The sequence below is a fragment of the Mycobacterium yunnanensis genome (genome assembly GCF_025823185.1).
Classification (GTDB): Bacteria; Actinomycetota; Actinomycetes; order Mycobacteriales; family Mycobacteriaceae; genus Mycobacterium; species Mycobacterium yunnanensis.
Window position 1 is genome coordinate 168,388 of sequence record NZ_JACKVK010000009.1, and the last position, 19,359, is coordinate 187,746.

A 19,359-nucleotide genomic window follows, 5' to 3' on the forward strand; every position below is an offset into this window, starting at 1 on the left:
CGTGTCCATCATCGACATCGACCGCGACGCCGCGCACGACGCCGCACAGCGCGAACTGAGCAAGCCCATCTATCCCCGCGGCTCCCTGACCGACCAATTGTCACGGCTGCTGGAGGATCTGCTGTTTCGCGTCATGGCCGGCGGCGCGTCGGTCCCCGGCGGCTGGATCACCATCGCGGTGCTGTCGACCCTGGTCGCGGTCGCCGCCGTCGTCGCGTTTCGGGTGGCGCGACGCACCATGCGCACCAACCGCAGGCAGCACGCGACGCTGTTCGGCTCGGCGGAGATGAGCTCGGTCGAGCACAGGGCCGCCGCCGAACTGGCTGCATCGCAAGGAGATTGGGCGATGGCCATCAAGCAGCGGCTCCGCGCGGTGGCCCGCAACCTCGAGGAGGCCGGGGTCGTGCAGCCCGTGCCCGGGCGCACCGCCACCGAACTCGCCCGCGACGTCGGCCACGCGGTGCCACGTCTCACCGACGAATTGCGCCGGGCGGCAACGGTGTTCAACGACGTGACCTACGGCGAGCAGCACGGCACCGAAACCGGCTACCGGGTCATCGCCGACCTCGACGAGCACCTCCTGCACCAGGGCGTCGGCAAGTCGGCCCGGCCGGGTGCCTCCGGCGCCGTCGACGGCTGGGCCGAGGTGCGATGAGCGACACCTCGTCGGCCGTCGGTGCCACCGTCGTGCAGCGGTGGCGCACCGTGCGGTGGGTGCTGCTCGCGCTCGTGCTCATCGTCGGCGTCGCAACGGCTTCGGCGTACTTGACCGCGCCGCGAGAGGGCGGCCGAATGGACCCCGAGGCCACCTCCCCCGACGGCGCCCACGCCCTGGTCGCCCTGCTGCGCGATCACGGAGTCGACGTGGTGACGGCGACCGATCTCGCCGGCGTCGAGCGCGCCGCGTCACCGGACTCCCTGCTCGTGGTGGCGCCGACGCCCTATCTGGTCGACGACGACGGACTGCGCCGACTCGAGGGCCTCCCAGGCGACCTGCTGTTGGTCGAGCCGTCGTCGTGGACGCGGGAGGCGCTGGCTCCTGGTGTGAAGGCGGCCGACGCCACCAGTTTCGGCGGTGATCCCGACTGCGACCTGCCCGAGGCGACCCGTGCGGGCCGCGTGCAGCTCAACCTCAGTGCGACCTTCGAAGCGGTCGACGGGGCCGCTCCCCTGACCCGCTGCTACCGCGGCGCTCTGGTCCGCCAGGAGCAACGCGGTCGCACCGTCACCGTGGTCGGCACGGCCGACTTCATGACGAATTCCGGACTGTTGCAACAGGGCAACGCCGCGCTGGCGATGAACTTGGCCGGCGCGCGGCCGACGGTCATCTGGTACGCGGCCAATCGGATCGAAGGCGAATCCGACGGCGCCACCTCGATCATGGACCTCATCCCCGGTCGGGTGGGCTGGATCGTGCTGCAGCTGTGCCTCGTCGTCGCCGTCGTCGCGCTCTGGAAGGCCCGTCGCATCGGTCCGCTGGTGGCCGAGAACCTCCTGGTGGTGGTGCGCGCCTCGGAGACCGTCGAGGGCCGGGGCAGGTTGTATCGGTCACGACGGGCCCGCGACCGCGCCGCCTCGGCGCTTCGCACCTCGGTGCTGCAGCGCATCCTGCCCCGGCTCGGACTGGGCGCGCAGTCCGATCCGGCGTCGGTCGTCGAGACGGTCGCCGGCCGCATTCGGCACGAGCCGTCGGCCGTCCAGTACGCACTCTTCGGGCCCGACCCCACCGACGACGACCAATTGGTCGCCCTCTCACGGCTACTCGACGACATCGAAAGGCAGGTCGCCACCTCGTGAACCAACCACCGACTTCGACGACGGACTCCGACGGCGCTCGACAGGCGTTGCTCGCGCTGCGCTCCGAGATCGCCAAGGCGGTCGTCGGGCAGGACGCGGTGATCAGCGGTCTGGTCATCGCGCTGCTGTGCCGGGGTCACGTGCTGTTGGAGGGCGTGCCGGGGGTCGCCAAGACGTTGTTGGTGCGCACGTTGGCCTCGGCGCTGGCGCTGGACTTCAAGCGCGTCCAGTTCACCCCCGACCTGATGCCGGGTGACGTCACCGGGTCGCTGGTGTACGACGCCCGTACCGCAGAATTCGAGTTCCGCGCCGGGCCGGTATTCACCAATCTCCTTCTGGCCGACGAGATCAACCGCACACCCCCCAAGACCCAGGCCGCCCTGCTGGAGGCCATGGAGGAGCGTCAGGTCACCGTCGACGGCGAGCCGCGCGCCCTGCCCGACCCCTTCATCGTCGCGGCCACCCAGAACCCCATCGAGTACGAGGGCACCTACCAGTTGCCCGAGGCGCAGCTCGACCGCTTCCTGCTCAAACTCAACGTGCCGTTGCCGCCGCGCGACCAGGAGATCGCGATCCTGTCACGGCACGCAAGGGGTTTCGATCCTCGCGACCTCTCCGGTGTGCGCCCGGTCGCCGGCCCGGCAGAGCTTGCCGCCGGACGGGAAGCGGTGCGTCGGGTCCTGGTGGCCGACGAGGTGATGGGCTACATCGTCGACGTCGCGGGCGCGACGCGGGCGTCCCCGTCGTTGCAGCTCGGCGTCTCACCCCGCGGCGCGACGGCTCTGCTCGCGACGTCACGGACGTGGGCGTGGTTGTCGGGTCGCAACTACGTCGCCCCCGACGACGTGAAGGCCATGGCACGGCCGACGCTGCGGCACCGGATCGCGCTGCGCCCCGAAGCGGAACTGGAAGGCGCCACCCCCGACGGCGTCCTCGACGGCATCCTGTCCGCGGTGCCGGTGCCACGCTAGTGGTGCTCACCGGCCGGGTGGGACTGATCGCCCTGATCTGCGTTCTCCCCGTTGCCGTTTCGCCGTGGCCGGCGGAGACGTTCGTGGTATTGCTGATCCTGCTGGCGGCGGCGACCGTGGCCGACGCGGTGCTCGCCGCCAACACCCGGCGGCTGCGGTTCACCCGAACCGGGGACGGGTCGGCGCGCCTTGGCGAGCCGGTCGAGGCCGCCCTGGTCGTGGACAACCCCGGGCGCCGCGAACTCCGGGGCTGGGTTCGCGACGCCTGGGCGCCGTCGGCGCGTGCCGAGCCTCGTACGCACCGGGTGACGATCCCTGGTGGTCGAGGATTTCGGGTCGTGACCACGCTGCGCCCGATCCGCCGGGGTGACCAACGGTCGGCGGTGGTGACGGTGCGCTCCGTCGGCCCCCTGGGATTGGCTGGTCGACAGAGCTCGCACCGGGTGCCGGCCCAGGTGCGCATCCTGCCGCCCTTCCTGTCCCGCAAGCACTTGCCGTCGCGGCTGGCGAAGTTGCGCGAACTCGACGGCGCGGTGCCGGTACTGATTCGTGGCCAGGGCACCGAATTCGACTCGCTGCGCGAGTACGTCGTCGGCGACGACGTGCGGTCGATCGACTGGCGGGCCACCGCGCGGCGCGCCGACGTCGTCGTCCGCACCTGGCGCCCGGAGCGCGATCGCCGGGTGGTCATCGTGCTCGACACCGGCCGGACGTCCGCGGGTCGCGTCGGCGTCGACCCCACGTCGGGGGACCCCGGTGGCTGGCCGCGTCTCGACTGGTCGATGGACGCCGCACTGCTGTTGGCGGCCTTGGCTTCCCGCGCGGGTGACCACGTCGACTTCGTCGCCCACGACCGGCTTCCGCGCGCCGGGGTCTTCAACGCCGCACGTACCGAATTGCTGCCTGCGCTGGTCACGGCGATGGCTCCGCTGCAGCCGGCGTTGGTCGAGTCCGACGCCTCGGCGATGGTGGCTGCGGTGCAACGCCGCATCCGTCGGCGTGCGCTGGTGGTGTTGTTGACCGACCTGAACTCCTCGGCGCTCGACGAGGGTCTGATGGCGGTGTTGCCGCAGCTGTCCGCGCGGCATCAGGTGGTGCTGGCCGCGGTCGGCGATCCGCGGGTGGACCGGCTGGCGGCGGGGCGGTCCGACGCCGCCCAGGTGTACGACGCGGCGTCGGCCGAACGTTCCCGCAGCGACCGCGGTGCGGTGGCCGCACGGCTGCGGCGCCACGGCGTCGACGTCGTGGATGCCCTTCCCGAAGACCTGGCGCCTGCGTTGGCCGACCGCTATCTGGCGATGAAGGCCTCCGGCAAGCTCTGAACGCCCCCCTCCCCGCGAGCAGACGTAAACCTGCACTCGCAGCCGGCGTGTCGCGCGCTTTTGCGACTGCTCGCGGAGACGAATCAGGACGTGGGGAGCAAATCGGGGGCGTCGTCGACGTCACCCGTCTCGCCGGCCCTGGCGGCCTTACGCCCAAAGTGCACCACGTAGGCCAGGAACGCGACCTCGGCGGCGACGCCGATCGTTATGCGCACGAACGTCGGCAGCGGGGACGGCGTCACCAACGCCTCGATCAAGCCCGACACCAGCAGCACGACGACCAGCCCGACGGCCACCGAGACGACCGCCCGCCCCTGCTCGGCAAGCACCTGGCCGCGCGGCCGGTCCCCGGGCGAGACCACCGACCAGCCCAGCCGCATGCCGACCGCCGCGGCCAGGAACACCGCGGTCAGCTCGAGCAGCCCGTGTGGCGTCAGCAGACCGAGGAACAGGCCGCCCTTGCCCGCGTCGAACATCAAGCCCCCGATGACCCCGGCGTTGGCGGCGTTCTGGAAGAGCACGTACGGAATGGGCAGACCCAGCACGACCGCGTAGCCGATGCACTGCGCTGCCACCCACGAGTTGTTGACCCACACCCGCAGGGCAAACGAACCAGCCGGATTGTCGCTGTAGTAGGAGGCGAAGTCGTGGTTCACCAGTTCGGCCAGGTCCGACGGGGTTCCGACGGCGGCTTGCACCTCGGGGCTGCCCGCCACCCAGCTGCCCATGAGGACGGCCACGACCACGGATGCGACCGCCGAACCCAGCCACCACCGCCACGCGCGGTAGGCCACGACGGGGAACGACACCGTCCAGAACCGGGTGAATTCGCTCCACACGGGGGCATGCGCGCTGGTGACCGCCGACCGTGCCGAGGCCACCAGGCCCGAAAGACGGCCGACGAGCACCGAATCGGCGGAGGCGCTGCGCACCATCGACAGGTGGGTCGAGACGCGTTGATAGAGGTCGACCAGCTCGTCGACTTCGGCGCCGGTCAGTGTGCGGCGACGCTTTACCAGATGGTCCAGCCTGTCCCACGCGGGCCGGTGGGCCAGGACGAATGCGTCGACGTCCACGTCGGCGAGCCTAGTAGCGTTGGGTGCCATGGTGGCCAAGCCCGAGCCGATGGTCACGGGTGACGCCGTCGTCCTGGACGTTCAGATCGCCCAACTGCCGGTTCGCGCCCTGGCCGCGTTGGTCGACCTGACGGTCGTCTTCCTGGCCTACGTCCTCGGCGTGCTGCTGTGGGCGGTCACGATCTCCGATCTCGACGACGCGCTGTCGGCGGCCATCTTGATCGTCTTCACCGTTTTGAGCATCGTCGGTTACCCGGTGATCTTCGAGGTCGCGACCAGAGGTCGGTCGCTGGGCAAGATGGCGCTGGGCCTGCGGGTGGTCTCGGAAGACGGCGGCCCGGAACGCTTCCGGCAGGCGCTGTTTCGGGGACTGTCCGGGTTCGTCGAGATCTGGATGTTCGCCGGGGCGCCTGCAGTGGTGTGCAGCATGATCTCGCCCAAGGGCAAGCGGGTCGGCGACGTGTTCGCCGGCACCATGGTGATCAGCGAGCGCGGACCGAAGATGCCACCGCCGGTGCCGATGCCGCCGGAGCTGGCGTGGTGGGCGTCGTCGCTCCAGCTGTCGGGCCTTCGGCCCGAGCAAGCGGAGTTGGCCCGGCAGTTCCTGATGCGGGCCAGTCAACTCGAGCCGGCACTGCGAGACCAGATGGCGCACCGCATCTACTTCGACGTCGTCGGGCAGATCTCACCACCACCACCGCCGACGGCGCCCCCGCCTCTGGTGCTGGCAGCCGTGCTGGCCGAACGTCATCGCCGCGAGCTTGACCGACTGCGCCCGGTGCCGTCACCGACGGCGTGGACGCCCGCCCCCAGCGGATACGCACCCCCACCCGTCGACCGGGGTGGTCCACCAGGGGGATTTACGACCCCGTCATAGTGGGACACCACTGTCCCACTATGGGCCACATGTGCTAGCTTGGAGTACATGACTGCGTCGTTGTCGGCCATTGGTGGCCCCCGCTCGAGAACCCGCAAGGCGATTCTCGACGCCGCCATGAACGTCCTCGGCACCAATCCGAACGCCTCCCTCGGCGACGTCGCGGCGTCGGCCGGGGTGGGTCGCAGCACGTTGCACCGGTACTTCGCCGAGCGCACGGACCTGATGCGCGCGCTGGCCCTGCACGTCCACGAGCTCAGCAAGGCGGCCATCGAACACGCCGAACCGCATTGCGGGCCGCCGGTCGAGGGTTTGCGCCGGGTGGTCGAGGGCCAACTGGACCTGGGCCCGATCGCGTCGTTCGTCTACTGCGATTCCTCCATCGTCCGGGACGCGGAGTTGACCGCCGAACTCGACACCGGTGACGAGGCGATCGTCGAGGTGCTCGACCGGGTGGCCACCCAGGGCACCGCCGGACCGCCGGGGTGGCCCCGGTTGGTCTTCTGGGCGCTCCTGGACGCCGGACACGACGCCACCCGCCAGGGCACGCCCCGCGTCCAGGTGGTCGACGCCATCATGGCCAGCCTCACCCAGGGCACCATCAACCCGAATCAGTCTTGACGCCAAGGGTTCTCGCCCTTCGCCAGTAGAGAAGCTCTCAGGAGAATCGACATGTCCATCCACGTGGACGCCACCCCGACGTCCATCCCCACCCCGCGGCGCGCCTGGTTCGCGCTTGCGGTGCTCATGCTGCCGGTCTTGCTCATCGCCGTCGACAACACCGTGCTCGCCTTCGCGCTGCCCAGCATCGCGCAGGACTTCCGTCCGCCGGCCACCACCCAGCTGTGGATCGTGGACGTCTACTCCCTGGTGCTCGCCGCGCTGCTGGTGACGATGGGCAGCCTCGGTGACCGCATCGGCCGCCGCCGGTTGCTGATGATCGGTGCCGGCGGTTTCGCGGTCGTCTCGGCTGCGGCGGCCGTCGCCCCCAGCGCCGAGTACCTCGTCGCGGCGCGTGCGCTGCTCGGCGTCTTCGGCGCCATGCTGATGCCGTCGACGCTGTCGCTGATCCGCAACATCTTCATGGACGCCTCGACCCGGCGGCTGGCCATTGCGTTGTGGGCGTCTTGCTTCACCGCCGGTTCCGCGCTGGGGCCCATCGTCGGCGGCGTTCTGCTGCAGCACTTCCACTGGGGTGCGGTGTTCCTCATCGCCGTGCCGATCCTGCTGCCGCTGCTGGTGCTGGCACCGCGACTGGTGCCGGAGTCGCGGGACCCGAACCCGGGCCCGGTGGACCCCGTCAGCGTGGCCCTCACCCTGACGACGATGCTGCCGATCGTCTGGGCGGTTAAGTCCGCCGCACACGACGGGGTGTCCGGCCTCGTCGTGGCCGCGGTCGCGATGGGCGTCGGCTCCGGCATGGTGTTCGTCCGCCGTCAGCGCCGTTCGGCCAACCCGATGCTCGACGTCGGATTGTTCGCCAACCGCGCCTTCACGTCGTCGATCCTGGCGAACTTCCTGTCCATCGTCGGGCTCATCGGCTTCATCTTCTTCATCTCCCAGCACCTGCAGCTGGTGCTGGGTCTGAGTCCGCTGGCCGCGGGTCTGGTCACGCTGCCAGGGGCCGTGGTGTCGATGATCGCGGGTATCGCGGTGGTGCCGATCGCGAAACGCATTGCGCCGCATGCCCTGATGATCGTGGGTCTGGTGCTGGTGGCTGCCGGCTTCGTGGCCATCCTGCTGTTCCGGCACGACCTCACGGTGGTGGCGGTGGTGATCTCGTTCGTCATCCTCGAGATCGGCGTCGGCTCGTCGCAAACCATCTCCAATGACACCATCGTGGCGTCGGTCGAGCCCGCCAAATCCGGTGCGGCCTCCGCGGTGTCGGAGACGGCATACGAGCTCGGCGCCGTGGTGGGCACCGCGACGCTGGGCACGATCTTCACGGCGTACTACCGCGCCAGCGTCGAATTGCCTGGCGGGCTCACCGATCTGCAGACCGCCGACGCCCGCGAGAGCATCAGCGGTGCCGCCTCGGTCGCACAGACGCTGCCGCCTGCGCTGAGCACCCGCCTGATGGATTCGGCGCGCGTCGCCTTCGACGCGGGCATCGCGCCGACGACGACCATCGCCGCGACCCTCGTCCTCATCGCCGCCGGTGTCGTCGCCATCGCGTTCCGCGGTGTCAGCGGCCGCGTGACCCCACCAGGATCAGGACCGACCCCAGCAGCGGAGCGAGGGTCCGGACGTGATTCCACGCGGTCCACGGGCCCAGATACGCGTGCCATTCCCGCGTCGCGTCCGCTGCGGTCGAGCCCGTCGGATCCACCGCGGCAAGGTGATCGTTCAACGGAACGTTGAACATCACCGTGACCAGGAACGCCACCAGGACGAGCACCGCGCCGGCCAACACGTAGCCGCTGCCTGGTTGGGCGAGCCGCACGGTCGCGATGACGCCGACGCCCAGGGCGAGAACGGCCGAGCCGACGAAGACCAGCAGAAAGGGCGCGTTGGCCTGCGCTTCGGCGTTGACGCCGCGCATGGCTGCGATCGCCGCATCCGGCCCGGCGCGGTCGAGGCCCGTCATCACGAAGGTGGAGAAGGCGTAGAAGATGCCGCCGACGACGGCGCCGGCCACGGCCGTCGAGGTGGTGGCGATCAGGTAGGGGCTCATGGACACGACGTCAGTCAAGCGCGGGCCACCCAGACGATCCATCGACGAGAGTCCGCATTCCATACTCCAGCGTCTACAGTCGAGGGCGTGGACGCGCTCGGCGGACTGCTCGACGGGGTGCGTGCCCGCGGCGCGTTCGTGCTGCGGCTGTCCCTGGATCCGCCGTGGTCCATGCGCATCCAGGACGACGCGCCGTTGACACTGATCTGCGTCACCGACGGCAGCGCGGTCCTGCTGGCCGACTCCGGTCGCCGCTACGAGCTCGGCCCCGGTGACGTCGCCCTCGCCCGCGGGGTGGAGTACTACGCGTTCACCGACCACGCGGAGACCGAACCCCAGGTCGTGATCCATCCCGGGAACCGGTGCACGACGCTGCGCGGTGAGGACTTGCGCTTCGAGATGTCGGTCGGCGTTCGGACCTGGGGCAACGCCGCCTCGGGCACCGACCGGGCGGTCGTCTGCGCCTACGAGGGTCGCAGCGAGGTGAGTTCACGACTGCTGCAGGCACTTCCGACGGTGCTGGTGATCCGCGCCGACGAGTGGCACACGCCGCTGGTGCCGTTGCTGGCCGACGAAGCGGGTCGTGACGGACCCGGCCAGGCGGCGTACCTGGACCGGCTACTCGACCTGCTGTTGATGGACGTGGTGCGCACATGGTTCGACCGCGACGACCGGGCGCCGACGTGGTGGCACGCCGAGCACGATTCCGTGGTCGGGCCCGCGCTGCGGCTCATGTACGACCATCCGGAGCATCCGTGGACGGTGGCCAACTTGGCTGCCGCCGTTGGCTGTTCGCGCGCGCTGTTCGCCCGCAGATTCGCCGACCTGGTCGGCGAGCCGCCCATCGCGTTCCTCACCGGCTGGCGGCTGGCCCTGGCCGCAGACCTGTTGCGTGCCGACGGGGCGACCGTCGGATCGGTCGCACGCCAGGTCGGCTACGGCACGCCGTTCGCCCTGAGCGGAGCCTTCAAACGCGCCTACGGCATCAGCCCCAACGGCTATCGAGCCGGCGCCTCGGTCTGACGACGCTTGAGGACCACCCCCGCGACGGTCGTGGCCACGATGGTGATCAGCGCGCCGAGGATCAGCGCCGAGGGCTCACCCGCGCTCAGAAGCCCGAGCTGTGTGCCGAGCGTGGCGGCGGCGACGGGCACCCCGAGCTGCGCCGCGGCCATGACGCCGAGTGGAACTGGTTGTCCGAACACCCTTCCGACACAGTGGACGAGCACCGCACCGACCCCCAGGGCGACGCCCAGCGCGATGAAGGCCGGACGCTCTCCGAGCTCGCGCACCTGCAGCGACGCACCAAGCCAGACGAAGAACAGCGGCCCGAAGAATCCCTCGGTGATGCCAAGCAGCTGGCGTGCCAGGCGGTGTGGTTCCCCAATTCCGTTGACCACCAGGCCAAGTGCGAATCCAGCCAGCATGATCGACACGTGGGTGGAGGTGGCCACCGCGGCCAGGCTGAACAACATCAGCAGGCTGAAGCGCAGCTCCATCGCCAGCTCGTGTTGCTTGGAGTACTTCTGCACACGCTTGCGGGTGCCCTTGCGTTCGAAGTGCCGCAGGACGACGAAGAGTACGCAGGCGCACGCGGCGATCGCCACGGCACCGAGGGCGGCCCGCGGTGCGCGGGAGGGGTCGATCACCAAGGGCAGCAACACGATCGACGCCGCATCGGCGATCGCGATCTGCGCCTTGACCGACAGCACGGGTGGGCCGGTGAGAGCGAACTCGTCGATGATGGGCAGCGCCACGGCCGCCGACGACGACGCCATCAGCACCGCGTAGAGCGCCGCGTGCCCGGTTCCGAAGCCATGGGCCAGGACGACGCCGAACACCGCGGCGACGGCGCCGACGAGCGCGGCTCGCGCTACCGCTCTGGGAATGCCTGCCCGCAAGGCGGTGTCGCGCACCGGGACGTGGGTACCCACGACGAACATCACCAGCGCGAAACCGATGTCCGCCAACAGGGTGAAGGTGGAGTTGGCCGAGTCGACGATTCCGAACCCGGTCTTCCCGATGATCATTCCCGCGAGGAGTTCGCCGACGATGACCGGAATCCGCAGGCCGGGGACGGCCGTCAGCAGCGGTCCCGCCATGCCCACCGCGACCAGCAGTGCCAGGGTGTGAAAACCGAAGCCGGACACCTCAGCTCGTCACGTCTGCCACGACACCAGCCGGCACGGTATGGGCGTGTTCTCGTCGGTGAGGTAGCTCGCGCAGACCCGGTGATACCCGTCGGCGATCTGCAGGGCCACGCCGTCGAGCACCTTGCCGCGCACCAGCAGGACCGGTGAGAGCTTCTTGCCCGCGTCGATCTTCGCGAGGTCGGTCTTGACGCGGGGGTTGGTGGCCGGCAGCAGATCCAGGCATGCGGCCCGCAGGATGTCCTTGGCCTTGCGTTGGGTGGCGACCGCGGACTTGAGGGCCTCGACGGTGGCGGAGATCGCATTGTCTTCGCTGATCAGGCTGAGGTAGTCCGCGGCCGCGTCGTAGTCGTGATCTTCCGGATCGTCGAGCCACTTGACCGCCATCGGCACACCTTAAACCGGGTTGCCGTGAACACCCCGTGAGTCTGTCGTGAGGGTTTTCCCCGATTCGTCCGGCGCGTCGGCTCGTTATCGTTCAGGATGAGAGCGTCTGGGGAGACGAAGTGTTCGGGGGGACATCGTGTACGCAATCGAGAACGTGACGTCGACGGACGAACGCGTCGAGGCCGCTTTGGTCGGCATGACGCTCGACGAGCTGAGCCGTCTGCAGGATGCCCTGCTCGCAGAGCTTCGGTTGGGCATGCCGTCCGGCGAGCAGATCGCACGGGTGCTGGAGGGCCACGACCACGTCGTCGCGGCCTGGTTCCGCTTTCGCCACACCGGCGAGGCCGTCAAGATCGTGATGCTGCTCGGCGCTCTCGCCGTGGCGATCGCCTGGCAGACGCACCGGCACGTGCCCGCGCCGGACCACCGGTTGCAGGACGCCATGGCGCGCGTTCACGAAGACCACGTCTACATGCTGCCGATCCCCCGCAGCGACCCGTGCTTCTGCGGTAGCGGCAGCCGCTTCCGGTCCTGCCACGGGCGACCGCCGCTCGCCGCACCCGCCGTCTGACTAGGACCCAATCCAGTTGCCGTGGAAGCCGAACGGCACCCGCTGGGGAAGCTTGATCGTGGCGACCGGGGCACCCGCGAAGTCCGAGGCGTCGAGGATCACCAGGTCGCTGCCGTCGCGCGCGGCGTCGTAGACGTACCCGAGGTAGTAGCCGTTGGACTCGTCGGCAGGCCCGGCCCCGGGGACGAACACCGCCTCGCCGGGCACACCGGGTGAGGCTGCGGTGCCAAACCGGTGCTCGACGGCGCTGCCCGTCGTCAGGTCGTGCCGGACGAGCTTGTCCTTGCCGACGGAGACGGCGTAGCGGGCCGCGAGCGTCGCGAGCCGGTCGTCGATGCGGGGGAACTCCACCGGGCGGTCGTCGAGCTGCTGCTCGCCGACCCTGCCCGTGGTCAGGTCGATCGTCCAGGTGCTCATCATCGCGTCCTGGTCGAAACCGGCGTGGCCACGCCACAGTTCGGGGTACCGAACCGCCTGCAGCACGATCGAATTGCCTACGTCGTAGGCGTTCGCGACGTGGAACACGTAGCACGGGTCGATGTCGAACCACCTGATCGGACCGAAGGGATCGTCGCGTCGCATCACTCCGAGGCGTGCCCCGTATCCGTCGTCCCAGCGGAAGGGCATGTCGCCCGCGACGGCCGCGTCGACGTTGAACACGATGGGCAGGTCCATGAAGATGACGTGCCCGGCGGTCAACGCGAAGTCGTGCATCATCGTCAGCGCCGGGACGTCGACCGGCCGGTTGACGGTCAAGGTCCCGTTGGCGTCGACGCGGTGGTAGGTGACGTAGGGCTCGAAGAGGTTGCCGTAGCCGAAGAAGTGCATCTCCCCGGTAGTCGGGCAGATCTTGGGGTGCGCGGTCATCGAGTCGACCAGCTGGCCACCGAAGTCGTAGGCGCCGACCGTCTCCAGGTCGTTGGTCACTTCGTACGGCAGCGACGACTCCACCAACGCGAGCGTCCTGCCCGCGTGGTTGACGACGTGGGTATTGGACACCGCCGACCGCAGGTTGCGGGTGCCGTCCTCGTTGTAGAGCGGGAAGTCCTGCTCGAAGCTGTCCGTGCGCACCCAGCGGTTGCGATACCAGGCGGCGCGGCCCTTCTCCAGGCGCACGCCGTGGATCATCCCGTCGCCACTGAACCAGTGTCCGGTCGGTGTGCGCGGGTTGGGGCCGTTGCGCAGATACCAGCCGTCGAGCTCGGGCGGAATCGCGCCGTCGACCTCGAGGTCGAAGTCGGTGAGTTCGTCGGCGACCGGGGCGTAGTTGCCCCGCTGAAAGAAGGTTCCGGTGCCGAGCAACTCGGCCTGCTGGGTCTCGGTCATCTGTGCTGCTCCCTGGACTCGGAGTGGGCTTGATCCACGATGACACTCCAGAACTGACATGTCAATAGTGGAATGTTACTGGCCTCGCCGCGGCGGCCTCGGCGGTGCAGGATGGTCCGATGTCGGCCCGTCGCCCCTCCAACTGGGCCCGGCCGCTCGTGGTGAACCGGTCCGGTGCGTCCCAACAAGGCATCGTCGACGAGCTGCGCCGCGTGATCCTCGACGGGGCGGTGCCGCCCGGCACTCCCATCCCGGTGAGCGAGATCGCCGACCTGTTCGGCGTCAGCGCCATCCCGGTCCGCGAAAGCCTCAAGACGTTGACCGGCGAAGGCCTCGTCGACCATCAGACCAACGTCGGCTACGCGGTCGCCCGGTTGACCGCCAGCGAGCTCGCCGAGATGTACATCGTGCGCGAGACCCTGGAATCAGCCGCGCTGGCCGCCGCCGTCGGCCGCGCCACCGACGCCGAGCGGGCCCACGTCACCCGGGCCAACCAGCTGCTCGAAGATGCAGTGACACAAGACGATCCGCAGGCTTACCACCGGCAGAGCCGACACTTCCACATGGGCCTCACCAGACCCTCGGGCATGCTCCGACTGATTCACATGCTCGAATCCGCTTGGAACATCACCGAACCCGTCCAAGTGATGGTGCACGTCGAGCACTCCCAGCGGGCCCGCCTTCACGAAGACCACGGCGAGATGCTCGACGCGTTCCTCGCCCGAGACGTCGACCGGCTGTTGGCCACCAGCGCCGCACACCACCGCAGACTCAACGAGGTGGTCGCGACCCTGCCGGTTGACACCGGCCTCGTCGCCGACGAGCCCTGATTGGCCCAGGCGTGGCCCGAAAACGCGTCGAGAATATATCTTCGGCGCAACCGCCCCGCAACAACTCACCGCTAGCTTTTCCCCACATCGGTTCGCCACCCGTGCACACGAGCAGGAGCTAGCAATGACGAACGTCAAGGAACCACCGCCCAGCGCGGTGATCGCCGTCGGCGACATGGTCGAGGCCGCCGGCCATCCGGTCGGCAGCGGGGTCATCAAGGACAGTTACGACCCCCGGCTGACCAACGAGGATCTCGCCCCGCTCGGCAAGCAGAGCTGGTCGTCCTACAACATCTTCGCGTTCTGGATGTCCGACGTGCACAGCGTCGGCGGGTACGTCACCGCGGGCTCCCTGTTCGCGCTCGGCCTGGCCAGCTGGCAGGTGCTGATCGCGCTGCTGGTCGGCATCGTCATCGTGTACTTCCTGTGCAACCTCGTCGCCAAGCCGAGCCAGCAGGCCGGCGTGCCGTATCCGGTGGTGTGCCGCAGCTCCTTTGGCGTGCTCGGCGCCAACATCCCGGCCATCATCCGCGGGCTGATCGCCGTGGCCTGGTACGGCATTCAGACGTATCTGGCGTCGGCGGCGCTGGACGTCGTGCTGCTCAAGCTGTTCCCGGGCCTGGCGCCCTACGCCGACGTCGACCAGTACGGCTTCACCGGTCTGTCGCTGCTCGGCTGGTGCAGTTTCACGCTGCTGTGGATCCTGCAGGCCGCGGTCTTCTGGCGCGGCATGGAGTCCATCCGCAAGTTCATCGACTTCTGCGGACCGGCCGTCTACGTGGTGATGTTCATTCTGTGCGGCTACCTGCTGTGGAAGTCGGGGTGGCACGTCAGCCTGAACCTCGGCGGCGAGAAGAAGGGCAACACGCTGGTCGTGATGCTCGGCGCGATTGCGCTCGTCGTGTCCTACTTCTCCGGCCCGATGCTGAACTTCGGCGACTTCGCGCGCTACGGCAAGAGCTATTCGGCGGTCAAGAAGGGCAACTTCCTCGGCCTGCCGGTCAACTTCCTGGTGTTCTCCCTGCTCGTCGTCGTCACGGCGGCGGCGACGGTCCCGGTGTTCGGCGAGCTGCTCACCGATCCGGTCGCCACCGTGGCACGAATCGACAGCGTGACCGCAATCGTGTTGGGCGCCTTGACGTTCACCATCGCGACGATCGGCATCAACATCGTCGCCAACTTCATCTCGCCGGCGTTCGACTTCTCCAACGTCAGCCCCCAGAAGATCAGCTGGCGCATGGGCGGCATGATCGCCGCCGTCGGATCGGTGCTGCTGACGCCGTGGAACCTGTACAACAACCCGGAGGTCATCCACTACACCCTGGAGACGCTCGGCGCGTTCATCGGACCGCTGTTCGGCGTGCTGATCGCCGACTTCTACATCGTGCGCAAGCAGAAGATCGTCGTCGACGACCTGTTCACCCTGTTGCCGGCGGCCAACTACTGGTACTCCAAGGGTTACAACCTGTCGGCGGTGATCGCCACCGTGGTCGGTGCGGTCCTGGCGATGGCACCGGTGTTGTTGGGCGGCATCGTCTTCGGCATGGCCGGTGCCGCTCAGTACAGCTGGTTCATCGGCTGCGGCGTGGCCTTCGGCCTGTACTACGTGCTCGCGACGCGGGGCCCGTGGCGCTCGACGGCGCTGCGCCTCCCCGAGGGCGCCACCCTCGTCGACGCGGAGGACACCCCAGCCTGACCGCGCCGAGCGTGACGCCACTGCGAAGATTCGGCCCGGATGTCGCAGTGGCGTCACGTTCGACAGACCCGACACACCGTACGGCCCGACATTCCACAACTGGAACGTCGGGCCGTACGCTCGTCCGGTGAGTCTTCGCTTCGCCGCTCTCGGCCTCTTGGCCCAGCATCCGGGCAGTGGGTATGACCTGCTGCGCCGTTTCGAGAATTCGATGGCCAACGTGTGGCCCGCCACCCAGAGCCAGCTCTACGGCGAGCTCAACAAACTCGCCACTGCCGGGCTGATCGAGGTCACCGACGTCGGTCCGCGTGGCCGCAAGGAGTACGCCGTCACCGAGGCCGGTCGGGCCGAGCTGCTTCGGTGGGTGACCAATCCGCGCGACGATCCGCCCCTGCGCAGCGCATCGTTGCTACGCGTGTTCCTCCTCGGCGAGATCCCCCGCGAGCAGGCGCGTGCGTATCTGCTCAGCGTCGCCGCCCATGCCGACTCCGAGTCGAACCGGCTCAGCGCCCTGCGCGAGGGCCTGGCGCCATGGGGCGACAGCGACGCCGAGTTCTACGGCGCAGCCGCTCTCGACTACGGGCTACGCGCGGCGTCGATGGAGGCTGAATGGGCGCGTGCGCAGGTCAAGGCCCTCGACGAGCGGGGCACGGCGTAGCGCCGCCGAATCAACCGCAACCAAATGGTTGCATCGCGATAGTTTCCGATATATCGTCAACGTATCGGAAGCGCATTCGGCGTTTCCCGGCCAAGGAGACGAATCACATGAACACCCCATTCACACCCCCCAACGGTCCCTTCGCGGGCCAGCCCGGCTTCGGCTTCGGTCCCGTCGACGGACGCGCCCTCCACGAACACCGGCGCCACGCTCGGCGCGCGTTCCGCGACGAGTTCCGCGACGCCGTCCGCAACCACGACGGTGGCCATGACGGCCCCTTCGACGGCGCCTTCGGTCCCGGTTTCGGTCCCGTCGGCCCCGGCTTCGGACGCGGTTTCGGCGGCCCCGGCTTCGGCGGCGGCCCCGGCTTCGGTCGTGGCCACCGTGGCGGTGGCCGCGGGCGCGGTCGCGGCAGGCGCGGCGACGTCCGTGCCGCCATCCTGACGCTGCTCGTCGAACGGCCCATGCACGGCTACGAAATGATTCAGGAAATCGCCGAACGCAGCCAGGATCTCTGGAAGCCCAGCCCTGGCTCGGTGTACCCGACCCTGCAGCTGCTGGTCGACGAAGACCTCATCAAGAGCGCACCCGGCGAGGGCAGCAAGAAGCTCTTCGAGCTCACCGACGCCGGCCGCGAGGCGGCCGAGAAGATCGAGACCGCGCCGTGGGACGAGATCACTGAGGGCGCCGACCCCGGTGCCGTGCATCTCCGCGGTGCCGTCGGTCAGCTGATGGGCGCCGTCAAGCAGTCCTTCTTCGCTGCCAACCCCGAGCAGCAGAAGCGCATCGCCGACGTCGTCAACAACGCCCGCCGCGAGATCTACGGCATCCTCGGCGAGTCCGAGTAGGAACATTCCCTCGAATTGGGGCGCATTCGGATTGAATGCGCCCCTTTCGGGGTTGGATCAATCCATGGATACCTTTGCTCTGGGCTCGTTCACCGTCAACCGCATCGGCTTCGGCGCCATGCAACTGCCCGGCCCGGGCGTCTTCGGTCCGCCGAAGGATCACGACGCGGCGATCGCCGTGCTCAGACGGGCCGTCGAACTGGGCGTCGACCACATCGACACCGCACAGTTCTACGGCCCCGACGTCGCCAACCAACTAATCCGCGAGGCCCTGCATCCGTATTCCGACCGTCTGGCCCTGGTCAGCAAGGTCGGCGCCCGCCGCGACGGCGAGGGCAACTGGGTTCCCGCGTCCGAACCGGACGACCTGCGCGCCGACATCGAACTCAACCTGCGCGAGCTGGGCGTGGACCAGCTCGCCGCGGTCAACCTGCGCATCCACTCCGGTGACCCGAACACCCCCGGCGTCGTCGACCACGAGCTGTTCGACCGCCAGCTGACGGCCATGATCGCCGCCCGCGACGAGGGGCTGATCGGCGGCATCGGCCTGTCGAGCGTGAGCGTGGACGATCTGCGAATCGCGTTGGAGCGCACCGAGATCGTCACCGTCCAGAACGCCTACAACCTCGTCGACCGAACCTCCCAACCCGTTCTCGACCTGTGCACCGAACGCGGCATCTCGTTCGTTCCGTTCTTCCCGCTGGGTTCGGCGTTCAACGACGACAATCCGGTGCTCGGCAACCCGGCGGTCACGAAGGCGGCCGCCGACCTCGGCCGCACGCCGGCCCAGATTGCGCTGGCGTGGACGTTGAACGTGGCCCCCAACGTGCTGCTCATCCCCGGCACCTCGTCGGTGGCCCATTTGGAGGAGAACCTGGCCGTCGCCGACATCGAGCTGCCTGCCGACTTCAACCCCTAACGCGAGAGCGGCGGCACCGCTAAGGTCACCTGATCGGGGTCGTCCCCAACCGAGAGGTGCCCGCCATCCTTGTCAACACGATCACCCGCGGCTGTCGCGCGGCGGCGCTCGCCGTCGTGTGCGCGGCCGGCCCACTGCTTCTGAGTGCGGTCGCCAACGCCGATCCCGACCCCGCCGCCCCTGCGCCCGATCCGCAGGCGGTGTGCGAGGCACCCGAGTACGGCGGCGTGTTCGTCGCGGGTCCGACCTCGCCGGACGGGACGACCCACACGCAATGCCAGTACATCGTCTCCGGTTCCTTCTACTACGACAACTTCGACAACGGCACCTACGTGGGCACGCTGGTCTACCGCGACGGCGCGAGGGTGCCCACCGAGCACCCGGTGATGCCGGAGCTGATGGGGCAGATCCCCGGCGGGCACTTGCCCCTCATGCCGTTCCCCGGGCAGTTCTGACGCGCGCACGTTCATCATGGAGGGCATGGCCCGACCGAACCTCGACGTGTCCACCATGCCGCGCGGCGGGCCCGACGCGTCGTGTCTGGACCGGCTGCTCGAGACCGACCGCTTGGAGTACCTCGACCGCGACTCCGGCGATCCCGGGGTCGCTTCGCGCAAGCGCAGCGTCATCCGAGCACTCGAGCTGACCGGTGACTGGTTCGGCAACCACGAGAAGTTCGCGCACATCGCGCTCGACGAGGTGGCCGAGGTGCCGGATCCGCGCATCCTCGAACTCGGTGCCGGTCACGGCGGCCTGTCGGCCAAGCTCCTCGAGATGCACCCCACCGCACACGTCACGGTCACCGACGTCGAGCCGCAGTCGGTGGCGGCGATCAAGGCCGGTCCGCTCGGCTCCGACGAGCGCGCCACCGTCGCCGTCGTGGACGCCACCGACATCGACTCTGCCGACGGCAGTTTCGACCTGGCGGTCTTCGCCCTGTCGTTCCACCACCTGCCGCCGGCCGCCGCGGCCCGCGTCATCGCCGAAGGCACCCGCGTCGCCCACAAGCTGGTGATCGTCGACCTACCCCGACCGCCCGCGCCGCTGCACCTGATCAGGCTGGCCACCATGCTCCCGCTGGCGCCGTTCATCCCCTTCGTCCACGACGGCGTCATCAGTTCGCTGCGCAGCTACAGCCCCTCGGCACTGCGGGCCCTTGCCGCCGAGGCCGGTCCGGACGTCACCGTCGAATTGCGCGGCGGACTGCTCACCCCGCAGGTCGCGGTGGTCGCCCGTCCACGCGGGTAGGTTCGGTGA

The 19,359-nt window shown here is 69.0% G+C and carries 20 protein-coding genes and 1 pseudogene; 16 read left to right on the forward strand and 5 right to left on the reverse strand.

The window, feature by feature from the left end:
* Position 1 precedes the first annotated feature (1 nt).
* From H7K45_RS17735 to H7K45_RS17750, 4 genes are read left to right on the forward strand one after another with little or no spacing between them, the layout of a single operon-like run.
* On the forward strand, positions 2–655 hold the full coding sequence (locus H7K45_RS17735; RefSeq protein ID WP_263997203.1) for a DUF4129 domain-containing protein: 654 nt from the start codon (positions 2–4) through the stop codon (positions 653–655).
* On the forward strand, positions 652–1,797 hold the full coding sequence (locus H7K45_RS17740; RefSeq protein WP_263997204.1) for a DUF4350 domain-containing protein: 1,146 nt from the start codon (positions 652–654) through the stop codon (positions 1,795–1,797). The genes H7K45_RS17735 and H7K45_RS17740 overlap by 4 nt, the downstream gene beginning before the upstream one ends.
* Positions 1,794–2,768 carry an AAA family ATPase gene (locus tag H7K45_RS17745; protein WP_263997205.1) on the forward strand — a complete coding sequence of 325 codons (975 nt, stop codon included), beginning with the start codon at positions 1,794–1,796 and terminating at the stop codon, positions 2,766–2,768. Before H7K45_RS17740 ends, H7K45_RS17745 begins: the two co-directional genes overlap by 4 nt.
* Positions 2,768–4,090, forward strand: a complete 1,323-nt coding sequence (locus tag H7K45_RS17750) for a DUF58 domain-containing protein (RefSeq protein WP_263997206.1) — start codon at positions 2,768–2,770, stop codon at positions 4,088–4,090. Before H7K45_RS17745 ends, H7K45_RS17750 begins: the two co-directional genes overlap by 1 nt.
* An 83-nt stretch (positions 4,091–4,173) precedes the next feature.
* Here H7K45_RS17750 and H7K45_RS17755 read toward each other — a convergent pair whose 3' ends face one another.
* The gene (locus H7K45_RS17755; protein ID WP_263997207.1) at positions 4,174–5,166 is read right to left on the reverse strand and encodes a stage II sporulation protein M; all 993 of its coding nucleotides are present in this window, start codon (positions 5,164–5,166) and stop codon (positions 4,174–4,176) included.
* Positions 5,167–5,194: 28 nt separating this feature from the next.
* Here H7K45_RS17755 and H7K45_RS17760 point away from each other — a divergent pair, with 28 nt between their 5' ends.
* From H7K45_RS17760 to lfrA, 3 genes are read left to right on the forward strand one after another with little or no spacing between them, the layout of a single operon-like run.
* Complete coding sequence (locus tag H7K45_RS17760) at positions 5,195–6,043, forward strand: RDD family protein (protein WP_263997208.1); 849 nt, start codon at positions 5,195–5,197, stop codon at positions 6,041–6,043.
* Between the two features lie 48 nt (positions 6,044–6,091).
* Positions 6,092–6,664, forward strand: a complete 573-nt coding sequence (locus tag H7K45_RS17765) for a TetR/AcrR family transcriptional regulator (RefSeq protein ID WP_263997209.1) — start codon at positions 6,092–6,094, stop codon at positions 6,662–6,664.
* A gap of 51 nt (positions 6,665–6,715) precedes the next feature.
* Positions 6,716–8,404, forward strand: coding sequence for an efflux MFS transporter LfrA (gene lfrA / locus H7K45_RS17770; protein WP_263997210.1), 1,689 nt, complete (start codon positions 6,716–6,718; stop codon positions 8,402–8,404).
* Here lfrA and H7K45_RS17775 read toward each other — a convergent pair.
* Positions 8,316–8,780: pseudogene (locus H7K45_RS17775) on the reverse strand (anthrone oxygenase family protein); the annotation flags it as partial. The gene lfrA and the pseudogene H7K45_RS17775 sit on opposite strands and share 89 nt — an antisense overlap.
* Positions 8,781–8,804: 24 nt before the next feature.
* On the opposite strand from H7K45_RS17775, the gene H7K45_RS17780 reads away from it, so the two are divergent.
* Positions 8,805–9,740: an AraC family transcriptional regulator gene (locus H7K45_RS17780; protein ID WP_263997211.1), complete on the forward strand. Its 936-nt coding sequence runs from the start codon at positions 8,805–8,807 to the stop codon at positions 9,738–9,740.
* Here the strand turns inward: H7K45_RS17780 and H7K45_RS17785 are convergent.
* The gene (locus H7K45_RS17785; protein WP_263997537.1) at positions 9,716–10,819 is read right to left on the reverse strand and encodes a cation:proton antiporter; all 1,104 of its coding nucleotides are present in this window, start codon (positions 10,817–10,819) and stop codon (positions 9,716–9,718) included. The genes H7K45_RS17780 and H7K45_RS17785 overlap by 25 nt on opposite strands.
* Before the next feature lie 57 nt (positions 10,820–10,876).
* Positions 10,877–11,254 (reverse strand): hypothetical protein, encoded by a 378-nt coding sequence (locus H7K45_RS17790; protein WP_263997212.1) that lies wholly within the window; start codon positions 11,252–11,254, stop codon positions 10,877–10,879.
* A gap of 154 nt (positions 11,255–11,408) precedes the next feature.
* Between H7K45_RS17790 and H7K45_RS31540 the strand changes: the two genes are divergently transcribed.
* Positions 11,409–11,825 carry an SEC-C metal-binding domain-containing protein gene (locus H7K45_RS31540; RefSeq protein WP_263997213.1) on the forward strand — a complete coding sequence of 139 codons (417 nt, stop codon included), beginning with the start codon at positions 11,409–11,411 and terminating at the stop codon, positions 11,823–11,825.
* On the opposite strand, the gene H7K45_RS17800 is transcribed toward H7K45_RS31540, so the two are convergent.
* Entirely contained in the window at positions 11,826–13,151 is a 1,326-nt protein-coding gene (locus H7K45_RS17800; protein WP_263997214.1) for a carotenoid oxygenase family protein, read from the reverse strand.
* 119 nt (positions 13,152–13,270) lie between these two features.
* Between H7K45_RS17800 and H7K45_RS17805 the strand changes: the two genes are divergently transcribed.
* The 7 genes from H7K45_RS17805 (at position 13,271) to H7K45_RS17835 (ending at position 19,350) form a co-directional block, all read left to right on the forward strand.
* Positions 13,271–13,981 carry a GntR family transcriptional regulator gene (locus tag H7K45_RS17805; RefSeq protein ID WP_263997215.1) on the forward strand — a complete coding sequence of 237 codons (711 nt, stop codon included), beginning with the start codon at positions 13,271–13,273 and terminating at the stop codon, positions 13,979–13,981.
* Positions 13,982–14,105: 124 nt separating this feature from the next.
* The gene (locus H7K45_RS17810) at positions 14,106–15,677 is read left to right on the forward strand and encodes an NCS1 family nucleobase:cation symporter-1 (protein WP_263997216.1); all 1,572 of its coding nucleotides are present in this window, start codon (positions 14,106–14,108) and stop codon (positions 15,675–15,677) included.
* A gap of 127 nt (positions 15,678–15,804) precedes the next feature.
* Positions 15,805–16,335, forward strand: coding sequence for a PadR family transcriptional regulator (locus H7K45_RS17815; RefSeq protein WP_263997217.1), 531 nt, complete (start codon positions 15,805–15,807; stop codon positions 16,333–16,335).
* Between the two features lie 107 nt (positions 16,336–16,442).
* The gene (locus tag H7K45_RS17820; protein ID WP_263997218.1) at positions 16,443–17,183 is read left to right on the forward strand and encodes a PadR family transcriptional regulator; all 741 of its coding nucleotides are present in this window, start codon (positions 16,443–16,445) and stop codon (positions 17,181–17,183) included.
* A 64-nt stretch (positions 17,184–17,247) separates the two neighbouring features.
* Entirely contained in the window at positions 17,248–18,102 is an 855-nt protein-coding gene (locus tag H7K45_RS17825; protein ID WP_263997219.1) for an oxidoreductase, read from the forward strand.
* Between the two features lie 56 nt (positions 18,103–18,158).
* Complete coding sequence (locus H7K45_RS17830; protein WP_263997221.1) at positions 18,159–18,557, forward strand: hypothetical protein; 399 nt, start codon at positions 18,159–18,161, stop codon at positions 18,555–18,557.
* 16 nt (positions 18,558–18,573) lie between these two features.
* On the forward strand, positions 18,574–19,350 hold the full coding sequence (locus H7K45_RS17835; RefSeq protein WP_263997222.1) for a class I SAM-dependent methyltransferase: 777 nt from the start codon (positions 18,574–18,576) through the stop codon (positions 19,348–19,350).
* Positions 19,351–19,359 lie beyond the last annotated feature (9 nt).